The organism is Pantoea sp. Seng (assembly GCF_009829935.1).
Classification (GTDB): Bacteria; Pseudomonadota; Gammaproteobacteria; order Enterobacterales; family Enterobacteriaceae; genus Pantoea; species Pantoea communis.
In genome coordinates this window covers 17,764-39,199 of record NZ_SZZV01000008.1, presented here as the reverse complement: position 1 = coordinate 39,199, position 21,436 = coordinate 17,764, and the positions used below count along the sequence as shown (strand labels likewise).

27 protein-coding genes and 1 tRNA gene are annotated in these 21,436 nt (G+C 52.7%); 5 read left to right on the top strand and 23 right to left on the bottom strand.

Annotated elements, in window-relative coordinates; translation table 11 throughout:
* Positions 1 to 5: 5 nt before the first annotated feature.
* Complete coding sequence (locus tag FD737_RS10190; protein WP_160833439.1) at positions 6 to 902, bottom strand: LysR family transcriptional regulator; 897 nt, start codon at positions 900 to 902, stop codon at positions 6 to 8.
* Positions 903 to 1,009: 107 nt separating this feature from the next.
* Between FD737_RS10190 and FD737_RS10185 the strand changes: the two genes are divergently transcribed.
* Positions 1,010 to 2,521 (top strand): MFS transporter, encoded by a 1,512-nt coding sequence (locus FD737_RS10185; RefSeq protein WP_160833438.1) that lies wholly within the window; start codon positions 1,010 to 1,012, stop codon positions 2,519 to 2,521.
* A gap of 35 nt (positions 2,522 to 2,556) precedes the next feature.
* Here FD737_RS10185 and mlaA read toward each other — a convergent pair whose 3' ends face one another.
* The 10 genes from mlaA to ccmA are packed head-to-tail and all read right to left on the bottom strand — an operon-like array spanning position 2,557 to position 10,315.
* The gene (gene mlaA, locus FD737_RS10180; protein WP_045813678.1) at positions 2,557 to 3,324 is read right to left on the bottom strand and encodes a phospholipid-binding lipoprotein MlaA; all 768 of its coding nucleotides are present in this window, start codon (positions 3,322 to 3,324) and stop codon (positions 2,557 to 2,559) included.
* 35 nt (positions 3,325 to 3,359) lie between these two features.
* Positions 3,360 to 4,571 carry a c-type cytochrome biogenesis protein CcmI gene (gene ccmI, locus FD737_RS10175; protein ID WP_097116547.1) on the bottom strand — a complete coding sequence of 404 codons (1,212 nt, stop codon included), beginning with the start codon at positions 4,569 to 4,571 and terminating at the stop codon, positions 3,360 to 3,362.
* Positions 4,571 to 5,026: a cytochrome c-type biogenesis protein gene (locus FD737_RS10170; protein WP_034825179.1), complete on the bottom strand. Its 456-nt coding sequence runs from the start codon at positions 5,024 to 5,026 to the stop codon at positions 4,571 to 4,573. The genes ccmI and FD737_RS10170 overlap by 1 nt, the downstream gene beginning before the upstream one ends.
* On the bottom strand, positions 5,023 to 5,580 hold the full coding sequence (locus FD737_RS10165; protein ID WP_038645648.1) for a DsbE family thiol:disulfide interchange protein: 558 nt from the start codon (positions 5,578 to 5,580) through the stop codon (positions 5,023 to 5,025). Before FD737_RS10165 ends, FD737_RS10170 begins: the two co-directional genes overlap by 4 nt.
* Positions 5,577 to 7,535 carry a heme lyase CcmF/NrfE family subunit gene (locus tag FD737_RS10160; RefSeq protein WP_045831554.1) on the bottom strand — a complete coding sequence of 653 codons (1,959 nt, stop codon included), beginning with the start codon at positions 7,533 to 7,535 and terminating at the stop codon, positions 5,577 to 5,579. The genes FD737_RS10165 and FD737_RS10160 overlap by 4 nt, the downstream gene beginning before the upstream one ends.
* Positions 7,532 to 8,017 carry a cytochrome c maturation protein CcmE gene (gene ccmE / locus FD737_RS10155; protein ID WP_034825185.1) on the bottom strand — a complete coding sequence of 162 codons (486 nt, stop codon included), beginning with the start codon at positions 8,015 to 8,017 and terminating at the stop codon, positions 7,532 to 7,534. The genes FD737_RS10160 and ccmE overlap by 4 nt, the downstream gene beginning before the upstream one ends.
* Positions 8,014 to 8,247, bottom strand: coding sequence for a heme exporter protein CcmD (gene ccmD / locus FD737_RS10150; RefSeq protein WP_034825187.1), 234 nt, complete (start codon positions 8,245 to 8,247; stop codon positions 8,014 to 8,016). The genes ccmE and ccmD overlap by 4 nt, the downstream gene beginning before the upstream one ends.
* Positions 8,244 to 8,984, bottom strand: a complete 741-nt coding sequence (locus FD737_RS10145; protein WP_034825278.1) for a heme ABC transporter permease — start codon at positions 8,982 to 8,984, stop codon at positions 8,244 to 8,246. The genes ccmD and FD737_RS10145 overlap by 4 nt, the downstream gene beginning before the upstream one ends.
* 57 nt (positions 8,985 to 9,041) lie before the next feature.
* Positions 9,042 to 9,701, bottom strand: coding sequence for a heme exporter protein CcmB (gene ccmB / locus FD737_RS10140; protein ID WP_038649973.1), 660 nt, complete (start codon positions 9,699 to 9,701; stop codon positions 9,042 to 9,044).
* Positions 9,701 to 10,315 (bottom strand): cytochrome c biogenesis heme-transporting ATPase CcmA, encoded by a 615-nt coding sequence (ccmA, locus tag FD737_RS10135; RefSeq protein WP_160833437.1) that lies wholly within the window; start codon positions 10,313 to 10,315, stop codon positions 9,701 to 9,703. Before ccmA ends, ccmB begins: the two co-directional genes overlap by 1 nt.
* A 244-nt stretch (positions 10,316 to 10,559) precedes the next feature.
* Between ccmA and FD737_RS10130 the strand changes: the two genes are divergently transcribed.
* The 3 genes from FD737_RS10130 to FD737_RS10120 all read left to right on the top strand — a co-directional run bounded on the left by FD737_RS10130 (position 10,560) and on the right by FD737_RS10120 (position 12,952).
* Positions 10,560 to 11,480, top strand: coding sequence for a formate/nitrite transporter family protein (locus FD737_RS10130; protein WP_160833436.1), 921 nt, complete (start codon positions 10,560 to 10,562; stop codon positions 11,478 to 11,480).
* An 86-nt stretch (positions 11,481 to 11,566) separates the two neighbouring features.
* A tRNA-Arg gene (locus tag FD737_RS10125) sits at positions 11,567 to 11,641 on the top strand.
* 162 nt (positions 11,642 to 11,803) lie between these two features.
* Positions 11,804 to 12,952, top strand: a complete 1,149-nt coding sequence (locus tag FD737_RS10120) for a tyrosine-type recombinase/integrase (protein WP_160833435.1) — start codon at positions 11,804 to 11,806, stop codon at positions 12,950 to 12,952.
* 4 nt (positions 12,953 to 12,956) lie between these two features.
* On the opposite strand, the gene FD737_RS23880 is transcribed toward FD737_RS10120, so the two are convergent.
* Positions 12,957 to 13,097 (bottom strand): hypothetical protein, encoded by a 141-nt coding sequence (locus tag FD737_RS23880; RefSeq protein ID WP_237448779.1) that lies wholly within the window; start codon positions 13,095 to 13,097, stop codon positions 12,957 to 12,959.
* A gap of 379 nt (positions 13,098 to 13,476) precedes the next feature.
* Here FD737_RS23880 and FD737_RS10110 point away from each other — a divergent pair, with 379 nt between their 5' ends.
* Positions 13,477 to 14,343, top strand: coding sequence for a DUF1796 family putative cysteine peptidase (locus FD737_RS10110; RefSeq protein WP_160833434.1), 867 nt, complete (start codon positions 13,477 to 13,479; stop codon positions 14,341 to 14,343).
* Positions 14,344 to 14,349: 6 nt separating this feature from the next.
* Here FD737_RS10110 and FD737_RS10105 read toward each other — a convergent pair whose 3' ends face one another.
* From FD737_RS10105 to FD737_RS10055, 11 genes are all read right to left on the bottom strand, one after another.
* Positions 14,350 to 14,754, bottom strand: coding sequence for a tail fiber assembly protein (locus tag FD737_RS10105; RefSeq protein WP_160833433.1), 405 nt, complete (start codon positions 14,752 to 14,754; stop codon positions 14,350 to 14,352).
* Position 14,755: 1 nt separating this feature from the next.
* Positions 14,756 to 15,682 (bottom strand): hypothetical protein, encoded by a 927-nt coding sequence (locus tag FD737_RS23875; RefSeq protein WP_237448778.1) that lies wholly within the window; start codon positions 15,680 to 15,682, stop codon positions 14,756 to 14,758.
* Positions 15,682 to 16,362, bottom strand: coding sequence for a DUF2612 domain-containing protein (locus FD737_RS10095; protein WP_160833432.1), 681 nt, complete (start codon positions 16,360 to 16,362; stop codon positions 15,682 to 15,684). Before FD737_RS10095 ends, FD737_RS23875 begins: the two co-directional genes overlap by 1 nt.
* A complete protein-coding gene (locus FD737_RS10090; RefSeq protein WP_160833431.1) occupies positions 16,359 to 17,558 on the bottom strand; it encodes a baseplate J/gp47 family protein in 1,200 nt (399 codons plus the stop codon). Before FD737_RS10090 ends, FD737_RS10095 begins: the two co-directional genes overlap by 4 nt.
* Positions 17,558 to 17,911: a hypothetical protein gene (locus tag FD737_RS10085; RefSeq protein WP_160833430.1), complete on the bottom strand. Its 354-nt coding sequence runs from the start codon at positions 17,909 to 17,911 to the stop codon at positions 17,558 to 17,560. The genes FD737_RS10090 and FD737_RS10085 overlap by 1 nt, the downstream gene beginning before the upstream one ends.
* Complete coding sequence (locus FD737_RS10080) at positions 17,911 to 18,663, bottom strand: Gp138 family membrane-puncturing spike protein (RefSeq protein WP_160833429.1); 753 nt, start codon at positions 18,661 to 18,663, stop codon at positions 17,911 to 17,913. The genes FD737_RS10085 and FD737_RS10080 overlap by 1 nt, the downstream gene beginning before the upstream one ends.
* A 60-nt stretch (positions 18,664 to 18,723) precedes the next feature.
* A complete protein-coding gene (locus tag FD737_RS10075) occupies positions 18,724 to 19,035 on the bottom strand; it encodes a hemolysin XhlA (RefSeq protein ID WP_237448777.1) in 312 nt (103 codons plus the stop codon).
* A complete protein-coding gene (locus FD737_RS10070; RefSeq protein WP_160833428.1) occupies positions 19,028 to 19,477 on the bottom strand; it encodes a hypothetical protein in 450 nt (149 codons plus the stop codon). Before FD737_RS10070 ends, FD737_RS10075 begins: the two co-directional genes overlap by 8 nt.
* Before the next feature lie 118 nt (positions 19,478 to 19,595).
* A complete protein-coding gene (locus tag FD737_RS10065) occupies positions 19,596 to 20,063 on the bottom strand; it encodes a hypothetical protein (RefSeq protein ID WP_160833427.1) in 468 nt (155 codons plus the stop codon).
* 3 nt (positions 20,064 to 20,066) lie between these two features.
* Complete coding sequence (locus FD737_RS10060; protein ID WP_160833426.1) at positions 20,067 to 21,128, bottom strand: hypothetical protein; 1,062 nt, start codon at positions 21,126 to 21,128, stop codon at positions 20,067 to 20,069.
* Positions 21,129 to 21,130: 2 nt separating this feature from the next.
* Positions 21,131 to 21,436, bottom strand: coding sequence for a hypothetical protein (locus FD737_RS10055; protein ID WP_160833425.1), 306 nt, complete (start codon positions 21,434 to 21,436; stop codon positions 21,131 to 21,133).

The window sequence follows — 21,436 nt, the reverse complement described above, 5'->3', positions numbered from 1 at the left end:
GTTTTTTATTGCCGGCGCGACACCGGCCAGTGTTCTGCCAGAAAATCGATAAAGCAACGTACGCGCGGTGATAAATAGCGCCCTGGCCAAATGGCCGAAAAACCACTTTCGCGGATACAGCTTCCCGGCAGCACTTCAATCAACTCGCCCTGGTCCAGTAATTCCCGGACGACGAAATTCGGCACATAGCTGATCCCCATTCCGGCCAGCGTACTCTGCACCATGGCTTCAATGTTATTCACCGTCAGCTTTTTTACGGGTTGGAAATCCCCCGTCACCCGCAGATCGTCCAGCTCCCAATGTTGAATCAATCCCGTGGCGGGAAAGCGGAAAAGGATACAGTGGTGATCGATAAGATCTGCACTTAATGCTGGCCTGCCGTGCGCGGCAATATAGGCTGGGCTGGCGCACAGCACAAAACGAAAAGGCCCCAACGCTCTCGCCTGTAAACGTGAATCCTGCATCTCGCCGCTGCGAATCGCGACGTCAAAACCTTCATCGATGACATTGACCAGCCGATCACTAAAATCACAATCCAATTCAACATCAGGATAGAGCTGACTAAATTGAGGCAACAGTGGCGTGATGAGTCGATATCCCACCACTGGCAGCGACACATGCAGTTTACCGCTCGGATGCGCCACCGTTTGAGTCATCTCGGCCTCAACATCACGCAGCTGTTCCAAAATGGGACGCGTGCGTGCCAATAGCAACGCACCTTCAACCGTCAGGCTCACGCTGCGCGTACTGCGGTTGAACAACCGCACGCCCAACTGTTGCTCAAGCCGGGCAACATTTTTCCCCACTGCCGAAGCAGAAATTCCCAGTTGCTGCGCCGCCTGCACAAAACTGAGCGTTTCAGCCGTGCGCACAAAGGAGGTTAATGCCGAAATACTGTCCATGATAAGAAACCTTTTGTCCGCAAAGTCTGGAGCCAAACCCCATTTACCCCCTTTTATATCCTCAATAATATGCGGCGTCATCTATCCCAACATTTGCGAGATAAACGATGGCAGAAATCAGTTCTCCCTCTTTGACAGGCGTCAGGATTAGCGCAACCCTGGCTATTTTGCTGGCGGCACTGTTACTCCCATTAAGTTTTACTGGCGGCGTGGTCACCACTCCCGCCATCAGCCACGCCTTACACGGTGGGCCGCTATCGCTGGCATGGTTAACTAACGGTTTTATGTTGACCTTCGGCAGCGGCTTGCTGGCGGCGGGTGTGGCGGCAGACAAACTGCGTTACAAGCGGGTGTTCATCGCAGGGCTGGCTCTTTTCTCCCTCAGCTCATTGCTGATTGCCCTAACAGACAGCACCTTTACCCTCGGTATTTATCGTGCATTACAGGGCATCGCCGCAGCACTTACGTTGGCCGGCGGAGCAACGGCACTGGCCCATCTTTATAGTGGACCGGCTCGCACGCGGGCATTTAGTTTGCTCGGCACACTATTTGGCGTCGGGCTGGCGTTTGGTCCACTATTAATGGGCGTGATCACCGATGCATTCAGCTGGCGTTGGGTGTATGCGCTGCTGTCCACTCTGGCGGCCATCGTGGGTTTGGTGGGTCAGTTCAGTGTGGTGTCCGCGCCAGCAACACATTCCCCACCGGCAGATATTCGCGGCACGGCATTGTTTAGTCTCGCTCTCCTTGCGCTCACCACCACGCTGATCCTGTTACCCCAATATGGCGTATCGTCCTCAGCCGCGATCGTCGGCATTGTCGTGACGTTGCTGGCGGGTTGGCGCTTCATTCGCCATACGCAGCGTATCGCCCATCCCGTGTTTAGCCTGGCATTGCTACGTCAGCCGCACTTTGCTGGGGTGTTGCTGTTGCCTGTGGCCACCTGCTATTGCTATGTGGTTTTGCTGATCGTTATCCCACTTTTTTTAATGGGCGCACGTCATGTCAGCGAAACCCAGAGCGCAATTATTTTGCTGTCGCTGACGGCACCGATGCTGCTGTTCCCCAGCGTTGCGGCTGGATTAACGCGTTGGTTTGATGCGGGTAAAATTTCGGTAGCAGGCCTGTTGCTGGCCACGCTTGGATTGTTCGGCATGGGGTATGCCATCACCCTGAATGAGCTGACTCTACTTGCCTTTTCCATGGTCATCACTGGTGCGGGAGCCGCCTTGCCATGGGGATTAATGGATGGCCTCGCCGTCTCGGCGGTATCCGTAGATCGCGCAGGCATGGCTGCGGGATTGTTTAATACCGTGCGCGTGGCTGGAGAAGGCATTGCTTTGGCGATCGTCATGGCGATGCTGGCACTGCTCAATCGCTTTGGTCTACAGCAGCGCTTACCAGACGTGGATGTCGTCACGCGTGACAACGCTGCCGTGTGGTTATCCGGAAGTCATATTCATCAAGCACAGGAATTACTGCCGCAGATTTCCGCATCACTGCTGAGACTCAACGTGCAGCATGCGTATCAGATACTGCTTTATGGCCTGGCAGCCATCACATTCGGATGCGCAAATGCGGTGGGGATTTTGCTAAAGCAACCCGTCAAACGGGAATAAAAAACAATGGCGGCTGAGAAAGCCGCCATTCAATTTTACTGCGAATCGATGTCCTTCAAATCATCCTGAATCGCACTGGCGTTCGGATTCTCTTCCGGTTTTAACTTCCCGCCGTTGGCGAGGAAATCATTACGCTGGAAGTAGGCGTTGCGGATAAACGCATAGGGATCCTGCTGCTGTTTCAGGATGGCGTCGGAATCCAACAGCTGTGCACGTGTTTCCACACCTTCCAGTGTCCATTTACCAATCGACATCGGCCAGGTCAGCCAACTCAGTACCGGATAAAGCGTATCGACATAGTCGCCGCCATCCTGACGCACCGTGAAGCTGCCATAACCCGGAAGAACCACATAAGGACCGTAGCCCACACCGTAACGACCCAGCGTGCTACCGAAGTGGTGCGGGACTTCTCGCGCCAATTCAGGATTCGCTTTGCCCGCCACATCGATAAATCCGCCCAAGCCCAATACGGTATTGAGGAAGAAACGCGTGAAGTGGATTCCTGCCTGGCGCGGTTCACCCACCAGAATCGAGTTCAGCATGCTGGCCGGTTCGTCCAGGTTGCCGAGGAAGTTGCTCATACCACTGCGCGCAGGCACCGGCACGTAATCGCGCCAGGCAACCGCAACCGGGCGCACCACATAAGGATCCAGCACGTTCATGTTGAAGTTAAACATGGTGCGGTTAAAGCCTTCGAGCGGATCGCTACGCTGGGCAGGCTGCGTTGGATCGGCCGGTTTGGAACTGGCACATCCCACCAGCAGCAAGCTGGCCAGCGCCAGACCGGTCAGGCGGTTATTCATTCTTATCTCCCTGTGCGGTTGAATAGTGTATCGCTTCAGGGCTGCTGTTGATTAATCTCAACAGCCAGTTGCTGATGACCATCCCAGGGGGTGATCGCGCTTAAGCCAAACCAGTCTCCCGACTGAGGATTGGCGCTACCATCGCGCGATATACGCACCCTGACCTGCACCTGATGCTGCGCCGAAAGCAGGCGATCGGGCATCATTGCGTTGCTGTCATCCAGCGTGAGCGATAACGGGAAATGGCTCAGCGGTAAACGCTTCACAGCCACAGGCACCGGTGAAACACCGTCAGACACAGAAATATACAACACTCCGCCTTGCGGTAACATTTTTTCTGCCTGCGGAGTTAAACTCACCGTCAATGCCAGGTGACTATTTTGCTGTCCCGCATCAGTTTTCGCTTGTTCAATGCTGCGCTCTATCATGGTAATGCGCTTGTCACCCGCGGGCAGAAGCTTCAGCATCACCTGCCAGGCACCAATCGCTTGATCATATTGCTGCTGCTCAAAAGCATTAAATGCCAACAAGCTCAGGGTGCGCACGTTGCTATGATCGCGTTTTAGCAGATCTTTCAGCATCACATTGGCCTGGCGGTTGTCCTGCGGATCGCTGGAGCGCGTCAGGACTTCGGCATAATCCTGCTGCAGTTCCAGATTATCAGGTGCCAGTTGCAATGCGCGCTGGAAGGCCTGGCTGGCATTCGTCGCGTTATTCAGCACCATGCCAAGGCGGCCCAGCATCGTCCAGTCATTGAGGTTTTGCGGATCGTCTTGCAGAGCGGTGCGCAACCCTAATTGTAGGCGAGCCAACTCTTCCATGGTTAAGGGCGCCGCTTTGGGATCCATCACACGGGCGCGCAACTGGGGGTATTCCTGCTGCACGCTAACCCAACCGGCCAGTTGCGCCAGTCCACCTGTCTTCAGGTAAAAGCCAACCGACACCAGCAACAATACAATCAGTCCCGGCAATAGCACCCAACGGCTACTGCTATGGATGCGCGCGGCGTGCTCGTTCGGCACATCGGTGAGCAGCGTTTGTTGCAGTTCACGCACCATCTCCGGGCGCTCGGCAACCACGCCTTCCTCTTCATCACGCGCTAATTCGCGCAGGCGCTGCTGGTAGAAATCGGTATTCAGACGATCGCGATCGCCGCTAGTGGCTTGACGTTGACGCCAGCCTGCACTGAGAAACAGCGCCGAGGCCGCCACCAGCAAAATAATCAGGGTAATCCAGAATCCAGTCATTACGGCTTCCCGTCACGCTTAAGAATCGCCGCAAGGCGCTGTTGTTCATCGTCGTCGAGATCGCTACGGGTTTTCCCCCGGCGATTGCGCAGAATAATAATCAAGCCGCCCAGCACCACAAACAGCGCCGGCCCCACCCACAAAATCAGCGTTGAAGGGGTAACCGGTGGTTCATAGGTGACGAAGTTGCCGTAGCGCGCCACCATGTAATCGATGATCTGCTGGCGACTTTGGCCCTGCTTCATCAGCTCATACACTTTCAGACGCATGTCCGCGGCAATCATCGCATTGGAGTCGGCAATGCTGTTGTTCTGACACTTAGGGCAACGCAGTGAACCGGTGAGATCGCGGTACTGCTCTTCCTGCTGTACCGAATCGAACTGGTAAGTATCAATGGCAGCCCACAGGCTGGTGCTGAGCAGAATGCCCGCGATTAACAAAAGAAGCCGTTTCACGCGCCCGCCCCTTTACTGTATTTGTCCCACAACGGTTTCACTTCTTCGTTCCACACGCGGTCATTCATATCGCCCGCGTGGCGATAACGAATAATGCCATGGCCGTCGATCAGGAAGGTTTCGGGTGCACCGTAGACGCCGAGGTCCAGCCCTAACATGCCGTCACCGTCATACAGGCTCAGCGCGTAAGGGTTGCCCAGCGTGTTCAACCAGGTGACCGCTTTGGTGCGATCATCTTTGTAGTTCAGCCCGACGACGCGAATGCCCTTCTCGGCCAGCGTGTTGAGATACTGATGCTCAGCACGGCATGTCGGGCACCAGGTGGCCCAGACATTGAGCAGGATCGGTTTGCCGTCGGTCAGAACTTGCTGATCGTAGATTTTGCCCGGCTTATCGAGCGCTTCCAGTTTGAAAACCGGTACCGGCTTACCAATCAGCGCCGATTCCAGACGCGTGGGATCATCCCCATTAGCGTTGCGAGACAACTGCCACAACAGCGCCGCCGCCAGCAGCAGAAACAGCACTAACGGGATGAACAGGATTTTCTTGCTCATGCCAGCTCCTCCTGCTGCGCTTTTTTGCGCGAACGATAACGTGGGTCCAGCAGGCACAATAGGCCGCCGACCGCCATAAACACGCCGCCGAACCAAATCCAGCGCACGAACGGTTTGTAATAGATGCGCACCGCCCAGGAACCGTCATCCAGCTCTTCGCCCAATGCCGCGTAGAGATCGCGAGTGAAACCACCGCTGATTGCCGCTTCGGTCATCATGGTACGGGCTGCGGTATAGAACCGTTTTTCAGCATGCAGTACCGCTTCAAATTTTCCGTCACGCGTCACATCGATAATGGCGACACCGCCGCTGTAGTTCGGTCCCTGCAAATTGTGTACGTCGCGGAAAATGAAGTGATAGTTGTGGATATCCACGGTATCGCCTGACTTCATGCGCACATCGCGCTCAACGCTGTACTGAGTGCTAAAAGCAATACCCACCACTGTTACGGCAACGCCTAAATGACCCAGCACCATGCCCCAATGGCTGCGGGTTAAATGACGCAGACCTTTGAAGAAGCTGTGGCGATGGGTAGCGCGCTCGTGCAGTTCCATCAGCGTCAGCAGAATCACCCAGATCGCCATCAGCAAGCCAATCACTGTCATCGCTTCAATGCGGTCCTGCAGCAGCCACGGCAGCGCGATCGACAAGATCAGTGTGACCAGCAAACCGACACCCAGGCGTTTCCACAACTTCTGCGGCTCATCGCGACGCCAGCGCACCAGCGGCCCAATGCCGAGCATCAGAGCGAATGGTGCCATCAACCAGGTAAACATGGTGTTGAAGAAGGGTTCGCCGACAGAAATACTGCCCAGTCCAAGCTGCTTATGGACTAACGGCAACAACGTGCCCAGCAGCACCACCAGCATGGCCGCAATTAACAGCACATTATTACCCAACAGGAAGGATTCGCGTGACCAGGCTTCGCTCTGCACGCGGCTGCGCACCTTGCCACCTTTGATGGCATAAAGTAGCAGCGAGCTACCAATCACGATCACCAGGAAGGCGAGAATGAACATGCCGCGCGCCGGATCGGAAGCAAATGAGTGCACTGACACCAGCACGCCTGAACGCACCAGGAAAGTGCCCAGCAGGCTTAATGAGAATGCCGTGATCGCCAGCAGCACCGTCCAGGATTTGAAGCTACCACGTTTTTCTGTCACCGCTAGCGAGTGCATCAACGCCGTACCGGCCAGCCATGGCATGAACGAAGCATTCTCGACCGGATCCCAGAACCACCAGCCGCCCCAGCCCAGTTCGTAATAGGCCCACGCAGAACCGAGCACGATACCAATGGTCAGGAAAACCCAGGCTGCGGTGGTCCACGGGCGTGACCAGCGCGCCCATGCGGTATCGAGGCGCCCTGCCATCAATGACGCAATTGCAAACGCAAATGCCACCGAGAAACCGACATAGCCCATGTAAAGCAGAGGCGGATGGAAAATCAGCCCGATATCCTGCAGCATCGGATTGAGGTCGCTGCCATCAACCGGGAAGTTCGGCAGGGTTCGGGTAAACGGATTCGAGGTGAGCGTAATAAACAGCAGGAAGCCGAGATTGATCATCCCCATGACTGACAACACGCGCGCCAGTGCATCCTGCGGCATGCCGCGACTGAAAATCGCGACGGCTACCGTCCAGGTGCTGAGCAACAGCACCCACAGCAGCAGTGAACCTTCATGCGCGCCCCAGGTGGCCGCGATGCGGTAGTAAACCGGCAGTAGGGTGTTGGAGTTGGTGGCGACATAGGCCACGCTGAAATCGTTAACGATAAACGCATGTACCAGCACCACGAAGGCGGCAACGATACAGGCGAACATGCCCCACGCCAGCGGACGTGCCATCGCCATCAAACGTGCATCCTGACGCGTTGCGCCCCACAACGGATAAATACTTAATAGCAGCGCGAGTCCCAGCGCCAGGCAAAGCAGAAAGCTGCCAATTTCCGGCATCATGATTGAGCACCTGCCTGCTGATAAGTCGCTGCAGGTCCTGTGTGGTTTTTCTTCATCGCATCTTCAATTTCTGGCGGGGTGTATTTTTCGTCATGTTTTGCCAGCACTTCTTTGGCATTGACCAGGTTGCCGCTTTCCAGCACGCCCTGCGCCACCACGCCCTGCCCTTCACGGAACAGATCCGGCAAGATGCCTTCGTAACTTACGCTGATCACGCCGTTGGCGTCATACAGCTTGAAAGAGACAGCCAGCGTTTTCGGATCGCGCTTCACGCTGCCAGGCATCACCATGCCGCCGACGCGCAGACGTTGCCCGGTTTCCGGCATCTGATGCGCTTCACCTTTGCCGTACAGAATTTCACTCGGGGTGTAAAACAGGTCAATGTTGGAACGCAGCGCATACATCACCAGCGATGTGGCCAGGCCTAAGCCGACCAAAATCGCGACCACCACATACAGGCGGTTACGACGACGGATATTCACACGGTTTCTCCTGCTGCTTCACTGGCAGCTTTTTTCGACTTGGCCGCGCGAATGCGGCGCTCCCTGGATTGACGCTGGCGAATTTCTGCCAGCAAACGGCGGCGGAACAACAGGGTATGCAGCACCAGACCGAATAAAGGGATTAACGTGAGGATGACGGCGAGCCAGACATAGAAGGCATAGCCGCCCATGGCGAAGAAGTCGCTCCATGATGAGAAAGCCGGTGTCATGCTTTGCGCCCTCCCTGAGCCACATCGATCGCCCATGGACGATGGCGCTCGCTGAACAGGATCAGGTTACGCAGGCGCATTAGCGTCAGCGCGCCAAACACCAGCAGATAACCGAGAATGGCCCAACGCAGCGGCGTCCGCATACTCGGCGCAATTGCCTGCTGCAAAATGCCTGACGATCCCTGATGCAGGGTGTTCCACCACTGTACCGAGAAGTGGATGATGGGCAAGTTAACCACGCCCACCAGAATCAGAATGCCTGCGGCACGACCGGCGGTGCGACGATCCTCAAACGAGTGATAGAGCGCAATCACGCCCATATAGATGAACAGCAGCACCAGTTCCGAGGTTAGGCGCGCATCCCAAATCCACCAGGTGCCCCACATCGGTTTGCCCCAGGCGGAACCCGTCACTAACGCGATAAAAGTAAATACTGCGCCAATCGGCGCCATCGCTGCCGAAACCAGATCCGCCATCTTCATTTGCCACACCAGGCCGATAAACGCGGCAATCGCCATGGATGCGTAAACGCCCATTGACCACATCGCGGCTGGCACGTGAATGTACATAATACGGAAGCTGTTGCCTTGCTGATAATCGGCCGGTGCAAAGCCGAAGCCCCACACCCAACCAAGCAGCAGCGTTGCCACGCCAAGCACGGCGAACCACGGAATTAAGCGACCGCATAGCTGGTAAAGCCGCTCAGGCTTTGCCCACTGGTGTAACCATTTCCACATTTGCATAGCTCACAATAAAAAAGAATTCGGATACCGGCGGCTCTGGGGCAGCACGGATTAATGCAGACTAATGCGCAAAGCCGCGGCAGTTGCGAACGGCGAAAGTGTTGCGCTCACTGCCAGCATCGCGCCAAGAATTGCCAGATAGCCTCCGATCGGCAATCCCTGACCGGCGGCATCGATGGCCGCGCTGGCAAAGATCAGAACAGGTATCGACAACGGCAATACCAGTAAACTCAGAAGTACGCCGCCACGCCGCAGCCCAACGGTCAGACCGGTGCCAATAGCACCAAGAAAACTCAAGGTTGGCGTGCCGAGTAAAAGCGTCAGCGCCATCGCGCGCCAGCCAGCAAAATCCAGTGACAGCAGGAGTGCCGCCAGAGGCGACAGTAAAATCAGTGGCAAGCCCGTAATCAGCCAGTGAGCAATCACTTTTCCCAGCACCGTGACGGGCAACGGTGTCGGTAGCAAAAGTAGTTGCTCCAGCGAACCATCCAGAAAATCATCACGGAACAGTCGTTCAAGCGCCAGCAGTGAGGCTAACAATGCCGCAACCCACGCCACGCCTGGCGCAATGCGCGCCAGTTGCTGAGGATCCGGCCCGATACCTAACGGAAACAGCGTGATAACAATCAGGAAAAACCACAGCGGGTTAATCACCTCGGCACCGCTGCGAAATGCAATTTTCAACTCACGCTGAATCACGCGACCTAACATCAAACCCACTCCGAGATGAGGCGGATTTTGCGCACGCGTTCACTCTCATCAGGCAAATCCTGATGGGTAGTCAAAATCACTGCGCCTCCGTTATCGGCATGTTCAGCGAAACGCGCCATTAATTTTTCCACGCCGCCTTTATCAATGGCCGTGAGCGGTTCATCCAGAATCCAGATTTTTGCCGGGCTGAGCCACAGGCGAGCCAGGGCTACACGCCGTTGCTGCCCTGCGGACAACTGCGCAACCGGCACCTCTTCATATCCCAGCAAGTTCACCTGCTCCAGCGCGTCGAAAATCACTTCTTCATCACGATCGCCGTGCCAGAAATGCAGGTTTTCCAGAGGTGAGAGTACCGACTTCACACCAGGATGATGGCCAAGATAGAGCAAGTTTTGATGCCATATTTCGCGCTGCTGACGAATCGGCTGCGATTGCCACATCACCTCGCCCTCTTCTGCCCGGCTTAATCCAGCCAGCAGACGCAGCAGTGAGGTTTTTCCTGCCCCGTTAGGGCCTTCAATTTGCACAATGTCACCCGGTTGCACATGGAAGCTCAGACCATGAAACAGGGTTCGCTCATCACGAACGCATGAGAGATTGATGACTTCGAGCATGAAAGAGGGAATCGCAGCTGTGAAATAAGGCGGGGATAATACCACAATGAATCTGTGGGCCGAAGTCTGTGAGGAAGCTCTCACTTCCCCCAAAGGGGGTATTCGTGCGCATCAGATCAAGGAATTGCGCAATAAATCGCCTCAGTTAAAATCTTGTTACTCTTAAATTGAATCTTCGTAACATTTCGCCCTTGATAAAACCGTCTACGCTTATTACGCATTGGCATTATCACCAGGAGAAAACATGAAACAATCACCATCCATTTCAGAACATGACAATGATGTCGAGAGCGACGAAAAGGACCAGGGGAAAGAGATAGAAGTGGATGAAGATGCCCTGCCCTCACGGGCTGCTGCCATTCATGAAGAGATTCGCCAGGATGGCGAGAAAGAGCTAGAGCGCGACGGCATGGCCTTATTATGGTCTGCCGTGGCTGCGGGGCTCTCCATGAGCGCTTCGCTGATGGCAAAAGGGATTTTCCATGTGCATTTAGCTGATGTGCCTGGCGGTTTCCTGCTGGAGAATCTGGGTTATACCTTTGGCTTTGTCATCGTGATAATGGCCCGTCAGCAACTGTTCACTGAGAACACAGTTACTGCGGTATTACCGGTGATGCACAAACCCACTGGCGGTAATTTTATGCTGTTATTGCGTCTGTGGGGCGTGGTGCTGGCGGGGAATTTGATCGGCACGGCGCTCGGCGCATTGGCGTTTAATCATATGCCGATTTTTGACGAGGCAACTCGCCAGGCCTTCACCGTGATTAGCGAAAAGGTGATGGACAACTCCCCCAGCGAAATGTTTGCCAATGCCGTGATTTCAGGTTGGATTATCGCCACCATGGTCTGGATGTTCCCTTACGCGGGAGCAGCCAAAATCGTGGTGATCATGATGATGACCTGGCTGGTGGCGCTTGGAGATTTGGCCCATATCGTGGTAGGTTCAGTAGAAGTGCTGTATCTGGTGTTTGCCGGCACACTGCCCTGGCAGGAGTTTCTCTGGCCGTTTGCGCTGCCTACCCTGCTGGGAAATATCACCGGCGGCACGTTGATTTTTGCACTGATTAGCCATGCGCAAATTCGCAACGATATGAGCGAGGCGGCGAAGGCCAAAGCGAAGGCGGAACAGAAGCGCAAAGAGAAAGCGCAGAAGAAACAACAGTGATCTGTGGCACGACATTGTTGATAGATTGAGCAAACAGGATTAACACGGTTAAATTCTGCTGGTCGGTACTCTATACTGCGCGCCGCGTCTCCTTAGTTAAATGGATATAACGAGCCCCTCCTAAGGGCTAGTTGCAGGTTCGATTCCTGCAGGGGACACCATATAGCCGTTCACCACCCTCCTTACCAGTTCGCCAAATCCCCATCACATCAGGCATTCGCCAAAACTACCGTTCGCATAAGTTCGCCATAGTTCGTTGACAGCCAGTTAATCGCCTGGGTAAATTCTGGGTAAATCAATTTTACCCACCCGGATTTTACCCAATGCTCACCATCAAGCAGATTGACGCCGCCAAGCCCAAAGAAAAACCTTACCGCGTGGCGGATGGCAATGGCCTGTTCCTCTACGTGCCGGCATCAGGGAAAAAGGTGTGGCAAGTTCGCTATCAGTTCGAGGGTAAAGAGAAGGTTCACACGATCGGGAAGTATCCGGAGATTGGACCGGCAGACGCCAGGAGTATGGCGTTTGAGCTGAAGAGGGATTTGGCGATTGGACTGAACCCTGCAGTAAAGAAGAAGCAGGATAAAACGCCAGACTCGTTCGGAACGATTTTCGAGGAGTGGTACAAGCACAAGCGCCAGGTGTGGTCGGAGACTTACGCCACTGAACTCAGGAAGATGTTTGAGGCTGACATTCTTCCCTTTCTGGGCAAGATGCAGATGGACGAGATTGAACCAATGGCGCTGCTAAAGGTGTTACGCAGATTTGAAGAGCGTGGCGCATTAGAGCGGGCCAGCAAAGCGCGCCGCCGCTGCGGGGAGGTATTCCGGTATGCAGTCGTGACCGGTCGCTGCAAATACAATCCGGCGCCAGACCTTGCTGATGCGATGAAGGGATACAGGAAGCAGCACTATCCATTCCTCCCCGCCGAACAGATACCGGCATTCAATGCCGCGTTAGCGACTTATTCAGGCAGTGTAATTTCCCGCGTTGCCACTCAGTTTTTGCAGTACACCGCCATGCGCACGAAAGAGATGCGTACCCTGCAATGGGTAGACATCGATTTTGAAAACGACATGATTACCATCGCCGCCGAGGTGATGAAAAATCGCAAGGCGCACGTTGTGCCAATGTCACGCCAGGTGAAGGAATTACTCAACTTCATCAAGCCGATCACTTCCAACTCTTCTTTCGTGTTTCCGGGCCGCAATGACAAAACGAAGTCGATCAGCGATGCCGCCGTTCTGCTGGTGATTCGCCAGATAGGTTACGAGGGGCTTGCGAGCGGGCACGGATTCCGGCACCAGTTCAGCACAATTCTGAATGAACACGGCTGGCCCCATGACGCTATCGAGCGGCAGCTGGCGCACGTTGACCGCAACAACATCCGCGGCATCTATAACCACGCTCAGTACCTCGATAAGCGCAGAGAAATGATGCAGTGGTGGGCTGATTACATCGACGGGGAGTAATCCCCTATATCGTCGGCCGACACTTCTCATCCAGCGTCAGCACTTCCACCGTCACCGCACCCAGCACGACCACCTCTTCCAGTTGCTCACCCTCAATCAATCCGTCTTCCGTCATCAGGTGCTTCGGGTACCACTTGCCAAGCATAGGGTTGCCTTCAATCTGGAACGCGACTAAATCGCCTGGACGAACCTTCGCAGCGGAGTCGACAAGCATAAAGCCGGTAGCAGTTTCGATCCGGAACGTGCTGTTACGGTTAAGCATGAATAGCTCGTTCAGATTTAGGCGGGACTCAACGTAGTCCTGCGCCGGAGATGGGAAGCCCATAAACACCTCACAAATTAACTGTATGCGCATACAGTATTATTGATCGGCAGAACTGATCAAGTGGAAGACGTTGAGGAATTGGGAAGGGTCTGGCGGGAAAGGAAATTTAGTTGGAGGCACAGAATATATACTCGCTCTTCTTTTAGCGGGCGATCCACTCTGTTAAGATTTAGTAAACAGCTAACAAGGAAGGAAAAATATGTCTTTACGCTATGAGCAAGCAAAAATAATTGATGGTATATATAAGGAATTTTTAGGCAGGGGGGCTGATGCCGATGGAATTAGATATCATTTAGGATTCTTTTCCGAGTTAGGTTTATACCGAGGCACTCAAAAATCAATTCAAATATTGATGAATTCTGATGAGTTCCAAGAAAACAAAGCTCATAAAAATAAAATAAAAATAGATAATGGACATAAACTAATAAACGGAAATCCTGTATCTCACTTGGTCTCACTTGGATCTCATTGCTTACCGGCAATAGTCTTAAGAAAGTATGGTTTAAAAAGAGAAACTACACCATTTGATTGGTGTTATGCTCCTCCTTCAATGGTGACGCATTGTATAGATGACAACTTCGAAACCCTCCTTAACAAGGATAATATAATAAGCGTCATGGATGGTCGAAAATCTGTTAACAGGCACTATTGGCCCGAGAGTGTTCACCATAATTTCCCCCACCACGATTTAAATCGTGCCGATGATTATGAAAGGTTCAAGCGATACGTAAGTAGATTTAATTCAATACTAGATAGTAAGGAATCAAAGTTATTCTTAATTGTAACAAGAAAGATGTATGATCTTGAGGGCAACTTTGAAAAGCTAAAGTCATCCATTCGCAACAGGACGTCTAATTTCAAATTAATTGGAGTTCAGCTTGGTAATGACGAGGAAATGGAAAACAAATTTTCTATGCAAACCATTTCCTATGATGAGTATGGAGACCTCTACAGGTTTAACTCAAGATCTTTAGAAGAAGGCCGGGGAGAGTATGAATTGACCTCGGATGAGATCATTTTGCTTTCTCTCATTACAGATTACAGGCTTGAACTTCAAACCTGTTAATTCCTATTACGGTGAAGCTGGCCAAGTAATGTCTGGTGCTATTGATGTATCTATTCGGTTAAGTAGGACTCGATACTTCTTCCATGCTGTTAGCTGAGTTTTCTCACTGTCTGTTGCCTCGTCAAGATCAACGGCATCCTGAAGGGGTGCTATTGCCACAGTTGCCTGCGCCATTAAGGATGCCTTCTGACCTTCCGCAATCTCAATCAGTTGGGCTGAGGTAAGTGGTGGTGCGTCATTGGCTACTGGGATTCCATTTTCACCCGACGCAATGATTTTACCTTCAGATTGCTGCTTTAGAAGATCAAGCCACGCCTCATCAGTGATTTCTACCGCATCATCAGGGATTGAGGAACCATTGATATCGAGTGAATAAAATGCATTGACGGAGGGTGAATAGTATTTAGTCATGTCAGTTGCCTATTGCGAAATAACGGAAAGATAAGCTTCCAATTGCTGAGCCGACTGCGGATACTTTTATGGTACTCAATTGTGTAGTTCCGCTTTGATAGTTTGCATAAAAACTCATTCCTGAAGATGTACCGCCTGACATATCCCTAGGGCAAGCCACAGCCTGGAAAAAGTTATTAGGGAATGCTATTGGATAGCTAACCGTAACGGTACCCGAGGCGCTTCCGCCTCCAGTTATAGATCCAGATCCCCACTGAAGAATTACACCGTTGGGAAACTTAATGTATCCGGAATCACCCGACAGCAGCGTAAATTGCCCTAAATTCACAGCCTGATTTGATTGTGCGGCAGGGGCCACTTGCTGTGGTCCTGTAGTGTTCTGGGCGACAATTAAGAAAGAGCTTTTTGCAGCAGACCAGACAACACGAATAACACCCTTCGCCGCACCAATTTCACCTCCCTGCAATGCGCCTACCGGACCAATGAGCGGATAAGCTGTCAGTGCATTTACTTTGAGAGTCACTGCCCCCGTATTTGCTGCGGCAACGGCAATATCGAATACCTGACCATCAACCAGAGCAGTAATAACTGGTGATGGAGTAATCACTATTGCATTAGCGGCACCTGCATCAACGAAATATTGTGGATTAGTCGCAACAACATTCCCTTTTAGGGCAAGTAACAGATTTGTCAGAATTGTTGATGTGCTGCCATTATCCAGAACGTCATTACCGCTTTTATCTGCAATGAACTGTGCCAGAACCGATGCTATCGCCGATGACTGGCGCAACGCTTTATTTATTTGGGCTGATGAAGCTTTTCCACTTTGAAACCCAGTTAGCAGTGCTGCAAGGGCTTCATAGTCCGCCTGTGACGTTACGTTCGCACCTGATGCCTGTGCGAATGGTTTGAAATTGTTAGTAGCCATTAGAGTGCTTTCTCCCAAGCGCCATCATCAAATCCGGCGATGTAGTCATTATCCATGTCGAATCCAAAGAAGCGGTTTCCGACTGATGGTGTTTCAATTGAGGGTGTCTGAATGTCACCGGCCCATACCCCGGCAGCTTTGACGGTCAGGTAGCCTTGTTTGATTGCTGCAATCAGTTCGAGCGAAACCTGGCTGATATCTTCTTCCGGAAAAACCCAAACCGAGATGGTCATGTCCTGATTGTCGACGATCTGCATCTTGAGGCCGGAGCCAGCCAGGGCTGTTTCAAGAATCGGCGGTAATGTGTCGTTTTGCCCATTCCAGTTGTTGATCGCTATTTTTGCTTTCAGGACAATGCGGTAGGTGTCGTCGCTCAGGCTGGTGTAGCCGGCATCCGGGTCATATGGTCCCTGCCACACACCCTGATCCCAGCCCAGCCCGTCCGTATCAAAAGAGAAATAAACGCCCGCTATTGGCTGGCTGACGATGCGAGTCCGACCAATCCATTCGCCCAGCACGTCCAGCTGCACACCTACTGCGCTGTCGATGTCGAATGCAGAAACCAGACTTTGCAGCGAAGTAGATGCGTCGGTGAGCGGCCGGGTGGATAGGTCAACGTGGGCGACAAACTTCGGCTTACCGACGTGGTAATTCGTAATCAGGTCGGTGTACTTACTCATGATGTCACCGTGAGCGCGATGTTAGCCGTAGAGCACGACGCCGACTCATTGAACGCAATATCAACGTTGCCCACTGCCACTGAACCAGCACTTTTGCCAATCTGCAGTGACGTTATGTCGTAGTATTTGGCATTACCGCCACTGACGACACCGAGGTTGGCCGGTGAGTAAACGCGACTCAGAAGCACATCATCTCCAATCTGAAGGCTGTTGATGTAATCGGCGATCGCCTGCTTAATCTGTTCGCCAATCTGCGTTGTATAGCCAGTGAAAACTTTAAGTGCCAGTGAAATGTAAATCGGCACATCGGTGGATCGGTAAAAGCTGATTACATGCGGGTTGCCGTAGGTATCTGCAACAGTCACTGACGTTGTTCCGTAGGTGGCTACGCCCTGCCCCTTCTTGCCGCGTATTGTCTGCGCGATGACGGTTGCATCACCGCCATCGACAATCGCTGAAATTGAATGTGCCGGTAGACCATTGGAATCAGCTGAGCCGCTATCGTTCTCATACAGCTTATGCCGCGTCACGCCATCAACGTTCGCCAGCGCACCGTCTACCGCATCGAACGGCGTTAGTGATGGCAGCGCCACGCTCTGTCCCTGACGGATGCGCAGTGCGGAGTCGGATTCAACTGAGGTACCGACTATTGCTGAACTTGCGTTAGTAACTGACGTCCATCCCCGCGTTGGCGTGTTGATTTGGTTCACCGAGCCAATCACCGCCGCCACTGCGCCAGAACTGGCACAGGTCGCCGTAGCAATGACTGACCCGCCAGTATCAATCGTCACGCTTGCTGGCAGGTTCCAGATGATGCCATTGGCATCTTTAACTGAACCGTTGGTGATCGTGGTGCCTGCGGTACCGGTAAGTGTCACGTCAACCGTCGAGTTGGTCGCTGATTTGCGAGTGATGCCATTGATCTTCACGTTGCGCGTCAGAGCGTCGGCCATACCGGTTGATGGAGAAAACGAGCCATAGACCTGTATTGCGGTGTTGTTGGCGTCATTAATAGCCAGCGAAACTAGCGCCACCATCTGACCGTCTTTGCTGTCCGGGTCGAGGTAGGCATCTGTGCCGTAAATCTGCTGAAAATAACTGGTGACAGTGGAGAGTATCGTCTGGTAATCAGGCGCACTAATCCCTGAGGCGGTCACCGTAGCGGAGAGCCCCAGCGTATCGAGATCAAGAGCCATTATGCCTCGCTTGTGACGGTCGTCGTTCCGTAGATGGTGTCGATGGTCGCCGTGAACACTACCCGGCGTGATGAGGTGTTGAGGTTGGTATCAAATGACTGAATCGAGTTAACGCCCTGCGTCTCAAGGATGCGCTGGCGTATGGCAAGGTTGTATGTTTCAGGTTTCTGTTTGCCCAGCACCGACTGAATCCACGGCGTTCCGGAAGTGGTATCAAGGAACCATTGCCCGTACCATAGCAGGAACCGTGTTTTCACTGCCTGCGCCACCGCTTCAGGTGAGTTAATCAGCCAGGTATCATCGCCCTGCCCGAAGGTGTAATCACCATCGTCATCTTCGCGTCTGTATCGCATCAGTTCACCTTGCCGGAGTTGCCGCTACCAGTCTGAACACCGCTATGCGTATGCTGGTCGCTGATGTCTTTGCCGTTGGATGTGAGTGTGCCGAGGAACTGAATAGCACCGGTAATTTTGGCGGCGGTACCGGATGCGATACTGCCCACCATGCCGCCCGCCCACGTCAGCAAGCCCGTGATGGTTACCGCCTGGCTGAATTTCGCAAGCGGCGTAGTGAAGTTTACGCCGCCCGGTGCCACCATGTTAATGGCATGGCTGTTTGGGTCGAGTTCGATGTAGGCCAGTCCGTCATCGGTGCGCATCTGCATCGTGGTCGTGCTGATATTGTTGATCACGTTAGGCTGTGACATCGGTCCAACGAAAGCGAAAGCATCAGATAAGTCATGTTGGCGCGGGTCGACAGGCTCCTGCACTCCGCCGCTCTGCCACCAGAAATCGATGCAGCGATCCGAGAACACCACCAGGCATTCGTCACCTTCCTTTACAGGGAAAGTGATTGAACAGCCTCCGCCTCGTGGAAACACCACCGGCACATCGACCAGCAGCGGCAGCGGAGCAGATGTGTAGTTGCCAAGCTCATCGGCGGTCTGCCCTTTTAGCGCTGGCTGAACAGTGCAGGTATTAGCGATCGGGTCATAGGATTCGATGATGCCCGGCAGAGATACGCGGAGCATTGAAAATATGGTGTCAGATAACACCTTCATAGCCTGCTGCTCGCCCCCGGCCAGCGATTGCGGTGAAACTGACATAATTTCTCCAGGCATTAAAAAACCCGCCGAAGCGGGTTAGTGAAAATGAATTGCTTACTTTTAGAAAAGCAATTTAGCGATTGCCATAGATGCGCCGGCAATTGCAATCATGGTAGCAGCCAGCCATTTAGTTTGGGCTGAAATCGACTGGTGTACCTCGATTCGAACTGAGGCAATATCTTCTTTGGTGGCATAGTTCGATTTCATGACAGCGATATCAGTTCGCATTGCAGCCACATCATCCTCAAGCTGCTTAACTCGTTTCTCAAGCATGTCCTCACCTCCGCCACCGCCACTCCCATAATCATTGGGTTCATCATGGAAGGATTCAACCACCTCGCCATTCGATGGCACCAAGTACATTTTACGCATTTGGTTTTACCTTGGTCTGAACATAAAACTGAGTGCAATAGCTGTCCAATACCTTATCAGTTTTATTACCTTCTTCATCCGCTTCGAAAAGCTTAACTGAGATTTCATAATAACCTGAGGACTTTACCTCAAAGTCTTGCATATGGAAGCTTGCTAAAAAGATCCCCAATTTATTCTGGAAAATACCGCCTTTTAGGGTTTCCACTCGACCATTTTCAATAATTGGGCCCGGTTCGTCGTTCTCTCCTGATTTGTATACGTTTATCAGAATATAACTACGACGGCCAAAGATGATTGAGTATCCGACAGTGACAACAATTGAGCATATAGTGTTCTGCTCTAATCCTGTAAAAAAAGGGGAAGGGATGCACATATCCTCCTTCGTCATGTCGTCTTTATGCGTCACAGGATAAGCGAAGAGAATTTTATTTTGAGCTTCCATGGTCCCACCGCGATTGGGCTAGTTTGGGGCGATTCTATCAGAACTATTTGATCTTCACGCAATCAAAAGTACCAAACACCCGAGGCTGATCCATATTGCTGCGGATCGCTACTGTCACCTAGTATCCTTTTGACTTAGCCACGCGTATCCCTGCAGCCCAGCCATTGAAGTCCCATACATTTTTACTCGCCACTGGGTTCGAAGTGTCAAATGCGTAGTTAACCCCTATGCTCCAGGCGTGCTCACTTACAGATTTGTCGCGAGAAAGCTCGACCCATTCAACCATCCCTTGATAGATATGCGCTTTGCATCTATCTGTTGCACCTTTCTGATTGTAGTAGGCATCAAAATCGTCACATTGCGCAAAAGTATTTCGCACAATGTCCGCAAAATCGTTGATAGTCAGATAAAAAAACCTTCCGTTCATCACAAAAAATGGAGCTGCAGAGTATTTTGGCTTCCACTCTTGGAATTTTTGCTTATCCATCAAGTCCGATGCCATAACCTCATATTTTCCAGGTGAAGCGATGGCGTTAGAAGAGGCAATAAACAAAATAAGAACAAAAAAATTGAGAGAAAAGCGCATTTCCTAACTTGTCCTGTTAAAGGCAGAGCTTGATTGCAGATCAGCAGAACCGCGAGCAATGCACATCAAATCCATGTACCACGGCTGACCTCTGGTATCACCAGTATAATCTATAGCCGATACGATATACACGCCGTCAGCCGCAATACTTGCGGGCTGTTGCAGTGTTCCGTTCACCGTCAGATTGCCATTATTGTTGCTTTCGCTGGCACGGCTCGGGAGCGCTTTTACCTCATCCGCTGACAGACTAGCTCGATACACTGACGCCTGATCTATCTGTACCAACCCCTTAAGCTGAATATTTAGGTTGATGAGACAGCGTACATTCACCCCGCCGCCCATGGTCTGTTGCGGCATGCCAATCAGCCCGGTATCGCTGTTCAGCACAATGGCGTTTTGGACGTATTTATCTGTCGGTACCATTTGCGCCTGACCGGCCACCAGTTGCCACGTTGCGCCACACTGCGCGGCCACGTTATCCATGATGTCGCGCGATGACTGGTAAATGACTCTCCCGCGCGGGAAGACAGTTGCTGGCATGTCGCCAGTTATGCCCTGCGTCACGCCGTATGGGTTGAAGCTGTCCATCGCGGCGGAATGCACATCAGCAACGGTATAACCGGCTGCGAGGGTCTTGGTCACGCTGGCATTCATAAACGCCTGATGCCCGTCTACAGCCTGAATCAGTACCCACGTATCGGTCGGGTTATCACGACCGGTCACAGTAAAGCGGATGTCACCGCTGAATATCTCGCCGAAGTTTGTGCCGTTAGACTGCCCGACCTTAGACGAGTCAATCTGTGCGGCTACTCCAACCTGGCTGGCGTCAACGGTCTGCGCCATACCGTCATAGCCCGCGATGATTTTAATCTTCGCGAACTCTTGCCCCAGAATGCGTGAGGCGGTGTCTTTCGACAGGTTGTAGATCCGCACCATCGCAACGCGCGGCCAGCGCGTATCTGTCCAGGTGATGTTAAACACCACCTTGAAGTCGCTAAGGCTGATGCCGTCGCCCTTCTCGGACAGGATCTGCAGTTCGAAATGGCGCATCCAGTTCTGTGACATGCTTACTCCGTTACCGCCAGCAGGTGGCTGTTAATGCCCAAATCGGTTTTAGTCGGGTAATCCTGCGCCGGATCGTCGCACACCACAGCCAGGCCAAAGCCAAGATTGAGGTATGAGAACTGCGCCAGCAGGTTTGCGCCGGTCACCAGAGGAATGCCGGTGACGATTTCCGCGCCGCTGCTGTCCAGCAGATCGATAATCCAGCCAGCATCATCACGCCATAGCGTCTGAATGGTGTAATTCACTCCGTTTATCGACGTGGTGAACTGCTGATTATCAGGAGAAAGAGGAATTTCACTGGCCTGCAT

What these genes read in the sequence shown, in the direction of transcription:
- FD737_RS10190 (WP_160833439.1), bottom strand. Translation starts at nt 902, where the DNA reads ATGGACAGTATTTCGGCATTAACCTCCTTTGTGCGCACGGCTGAAACG.
- FD737_RS10185 (WP_160833438.1), top strand. Translation starts at nt 1,010, where the DNA reads ATGGCAGAAATCAGTTCTCCCTCTTTGACAGGCGTCAGGATTAGCGCA.
- mlaA (WP_045813678.1), bottom strand. Translation starts at nt 3,324, where the DNA reads ATGAATAACCGCCTGACCGGTCTGGCGCTGGCCAGCTTGCTGCTGGTG.
- ccmI (WP_097116547.1), bottom strand. Translation starts at nt 4,571, where the DNA reads ATGACTGGATTCTGGATTACCCTGATTATTTTGCTGGTGGCGGCCTCG.
- FD737_RS10165 (WP_038645648.1), bottom strand. Translation starts at nt 5,580, where the DNA reads ATGAGCAAGAAAATCCTGTTCATCCCGTTAGTGCTGTTTCTGCTGCTG.
- FD737_RS10160 (WP_045831554.1), bottom strand. Translation starts at nt 7,535, where the DNA reads ATGATGCCGGAAATTGGCAGCTTTCTGCTTTGCCTGGCGCTGGGACTC.
- ccmD (WP_034825187.1), bottom strand. Translation starts at nt 8,247, where the DNA reads ATGACACCGGCTTTCTCATCATGGAGCGACTTCTTCGCCATGGGCGGC.
- FD737_RS10145 (WP_034825278.1), bottom strand. Translation starts at nt 8,984, where the DNA reads ATGTGGAAATGGTTACACCAGTGGGCAAAGCCTGAGCGGCTTTACCAG.
- ccmB (WP_038649973.1), bottom strand. Translation starts at nt 9,701, where the DNA reads ATGTTAGGTCGCGTGATTCAGCGTGAGTTGAAAATTGCATTTCGCAGC.
- ccmA (WP_160833437.1), bottom strand. Translation starts at nt 10,315, where the DNA reads ATGCTCGAAGTCATCAATCTCTCATGCGTTCGTGATGAGCGAACCCTG.
- FD737_RS10130 (WP_160833436.1), top strand. Translation starts at nt 10,560, where the DNA reads ATGAAACAATCACCATCCATTTCAGAACATGACAATGATGTCGAGAGC.
- FD737_RS10120 (WP_160833435.1), top strand. Translation starts at nt 11,804, where the DNA reads ATGCTCACCATCAAGCAGATTGACGCCGCCAAGCCCAAAGAAAAACCT.
- FD737_RS23880 (WP_237448779.1), bottom strand. Translation starts at nt 13,097, where the DNA reads ATGCTTGGCAAGTGGTACCCGAAGCACCTGATGACGGAAGACGGATTG.
- FD737_RS10110 (WP_160833434.1), top strand. Translation starts at nt 13,477, where the DNA reads ATGTCTTTACGCTATGAGCAAGCAAAAATAATTGATGGTATATATAAG.
- FD737_RS10105 (WP_160833433.1), bottom strand. Translation starts at nt 14,754, where the DNA reads ATGACTAAATACTATTCACCCTCCGTCAATGCATTTTATTCACTCGAT.
- FD737_RS23875 (WP_237448778.1), bottom strand. Translation starts at nt 15,682, where the DNA reads ATGGCTACTAACAATTTCAAACCATTCGCACAGGCATCAGGTGCGAAC.
- FD737_RS10095 (WP_160833432.1), bottom strand. Translation starts at nt 16,362, where the DNA reads ATGAGTAAGTACACCGACCTGATTACGAATTACCACGTCGGTAAGCCG.
- FD737_RS10090 (WP_160833431.1), bottom strand. Translation starts at nt 17,558, where the DNA reads ATGGCTCTTGATCTCGATACGCTGGGGCTCTCCGCTACGGTGACCGCC.
- FD737_RS10085 (WP_160833430.1), bottom strand. Translation starts at nt 17,911, where the DNA reads ATGCGATACAGACGCGAAGATGACGATGGTGATTACACCTTCGGGCAG.
- FD737_RS10080 (WP_160833429.1), bottom strand. Translation starts at nt 18,663, where the DNA reads ATGTCAGTTTCACCGCAATCGCTGGCCGGGGGCGAGCAGCAGGCTATG.
- FD737_RS10075 (WP_237448777.1), bottom strand. Translation starts at nt 19,035, where the DNA reads ATGCGTAAAATGTACTTGGTGCCATCGAATGGCGAGGTGGTTGAATCC.
- FD737_RS10070 (WP_160833428.1), bottom strand. Translation starts at nt 19,477, where the DNA reads ATGGAAGCTCAAAATAAAATTCTCTTCGCTTATCCTGTGACGCATAAA.
- FD737_RS10065 (WP_160833427.1), bottom strand. Translation starts at nt 20,063, where the DNA reads ATGCGCTTTTCTCTCAATTTTTTTGTTCTTATTTTGTTTATTGCCTCT.
- FD737_RS10060 (WP_160833426.1), bottom strand. Translation starts at nt 21,128, where the DNA reads ATGTCACAGAACTGGATGCGCCATTTCGAACTGCAGATCCTGTCCGAG.
- FD737_RS10055 (WP_160833425.1), bottom strand. Translation starts at nt 21,436, where the DNA reads ATGCAGGCCAGTGAAATTCCTCTTTCTCCTGATAATCAGCAGTTCACC.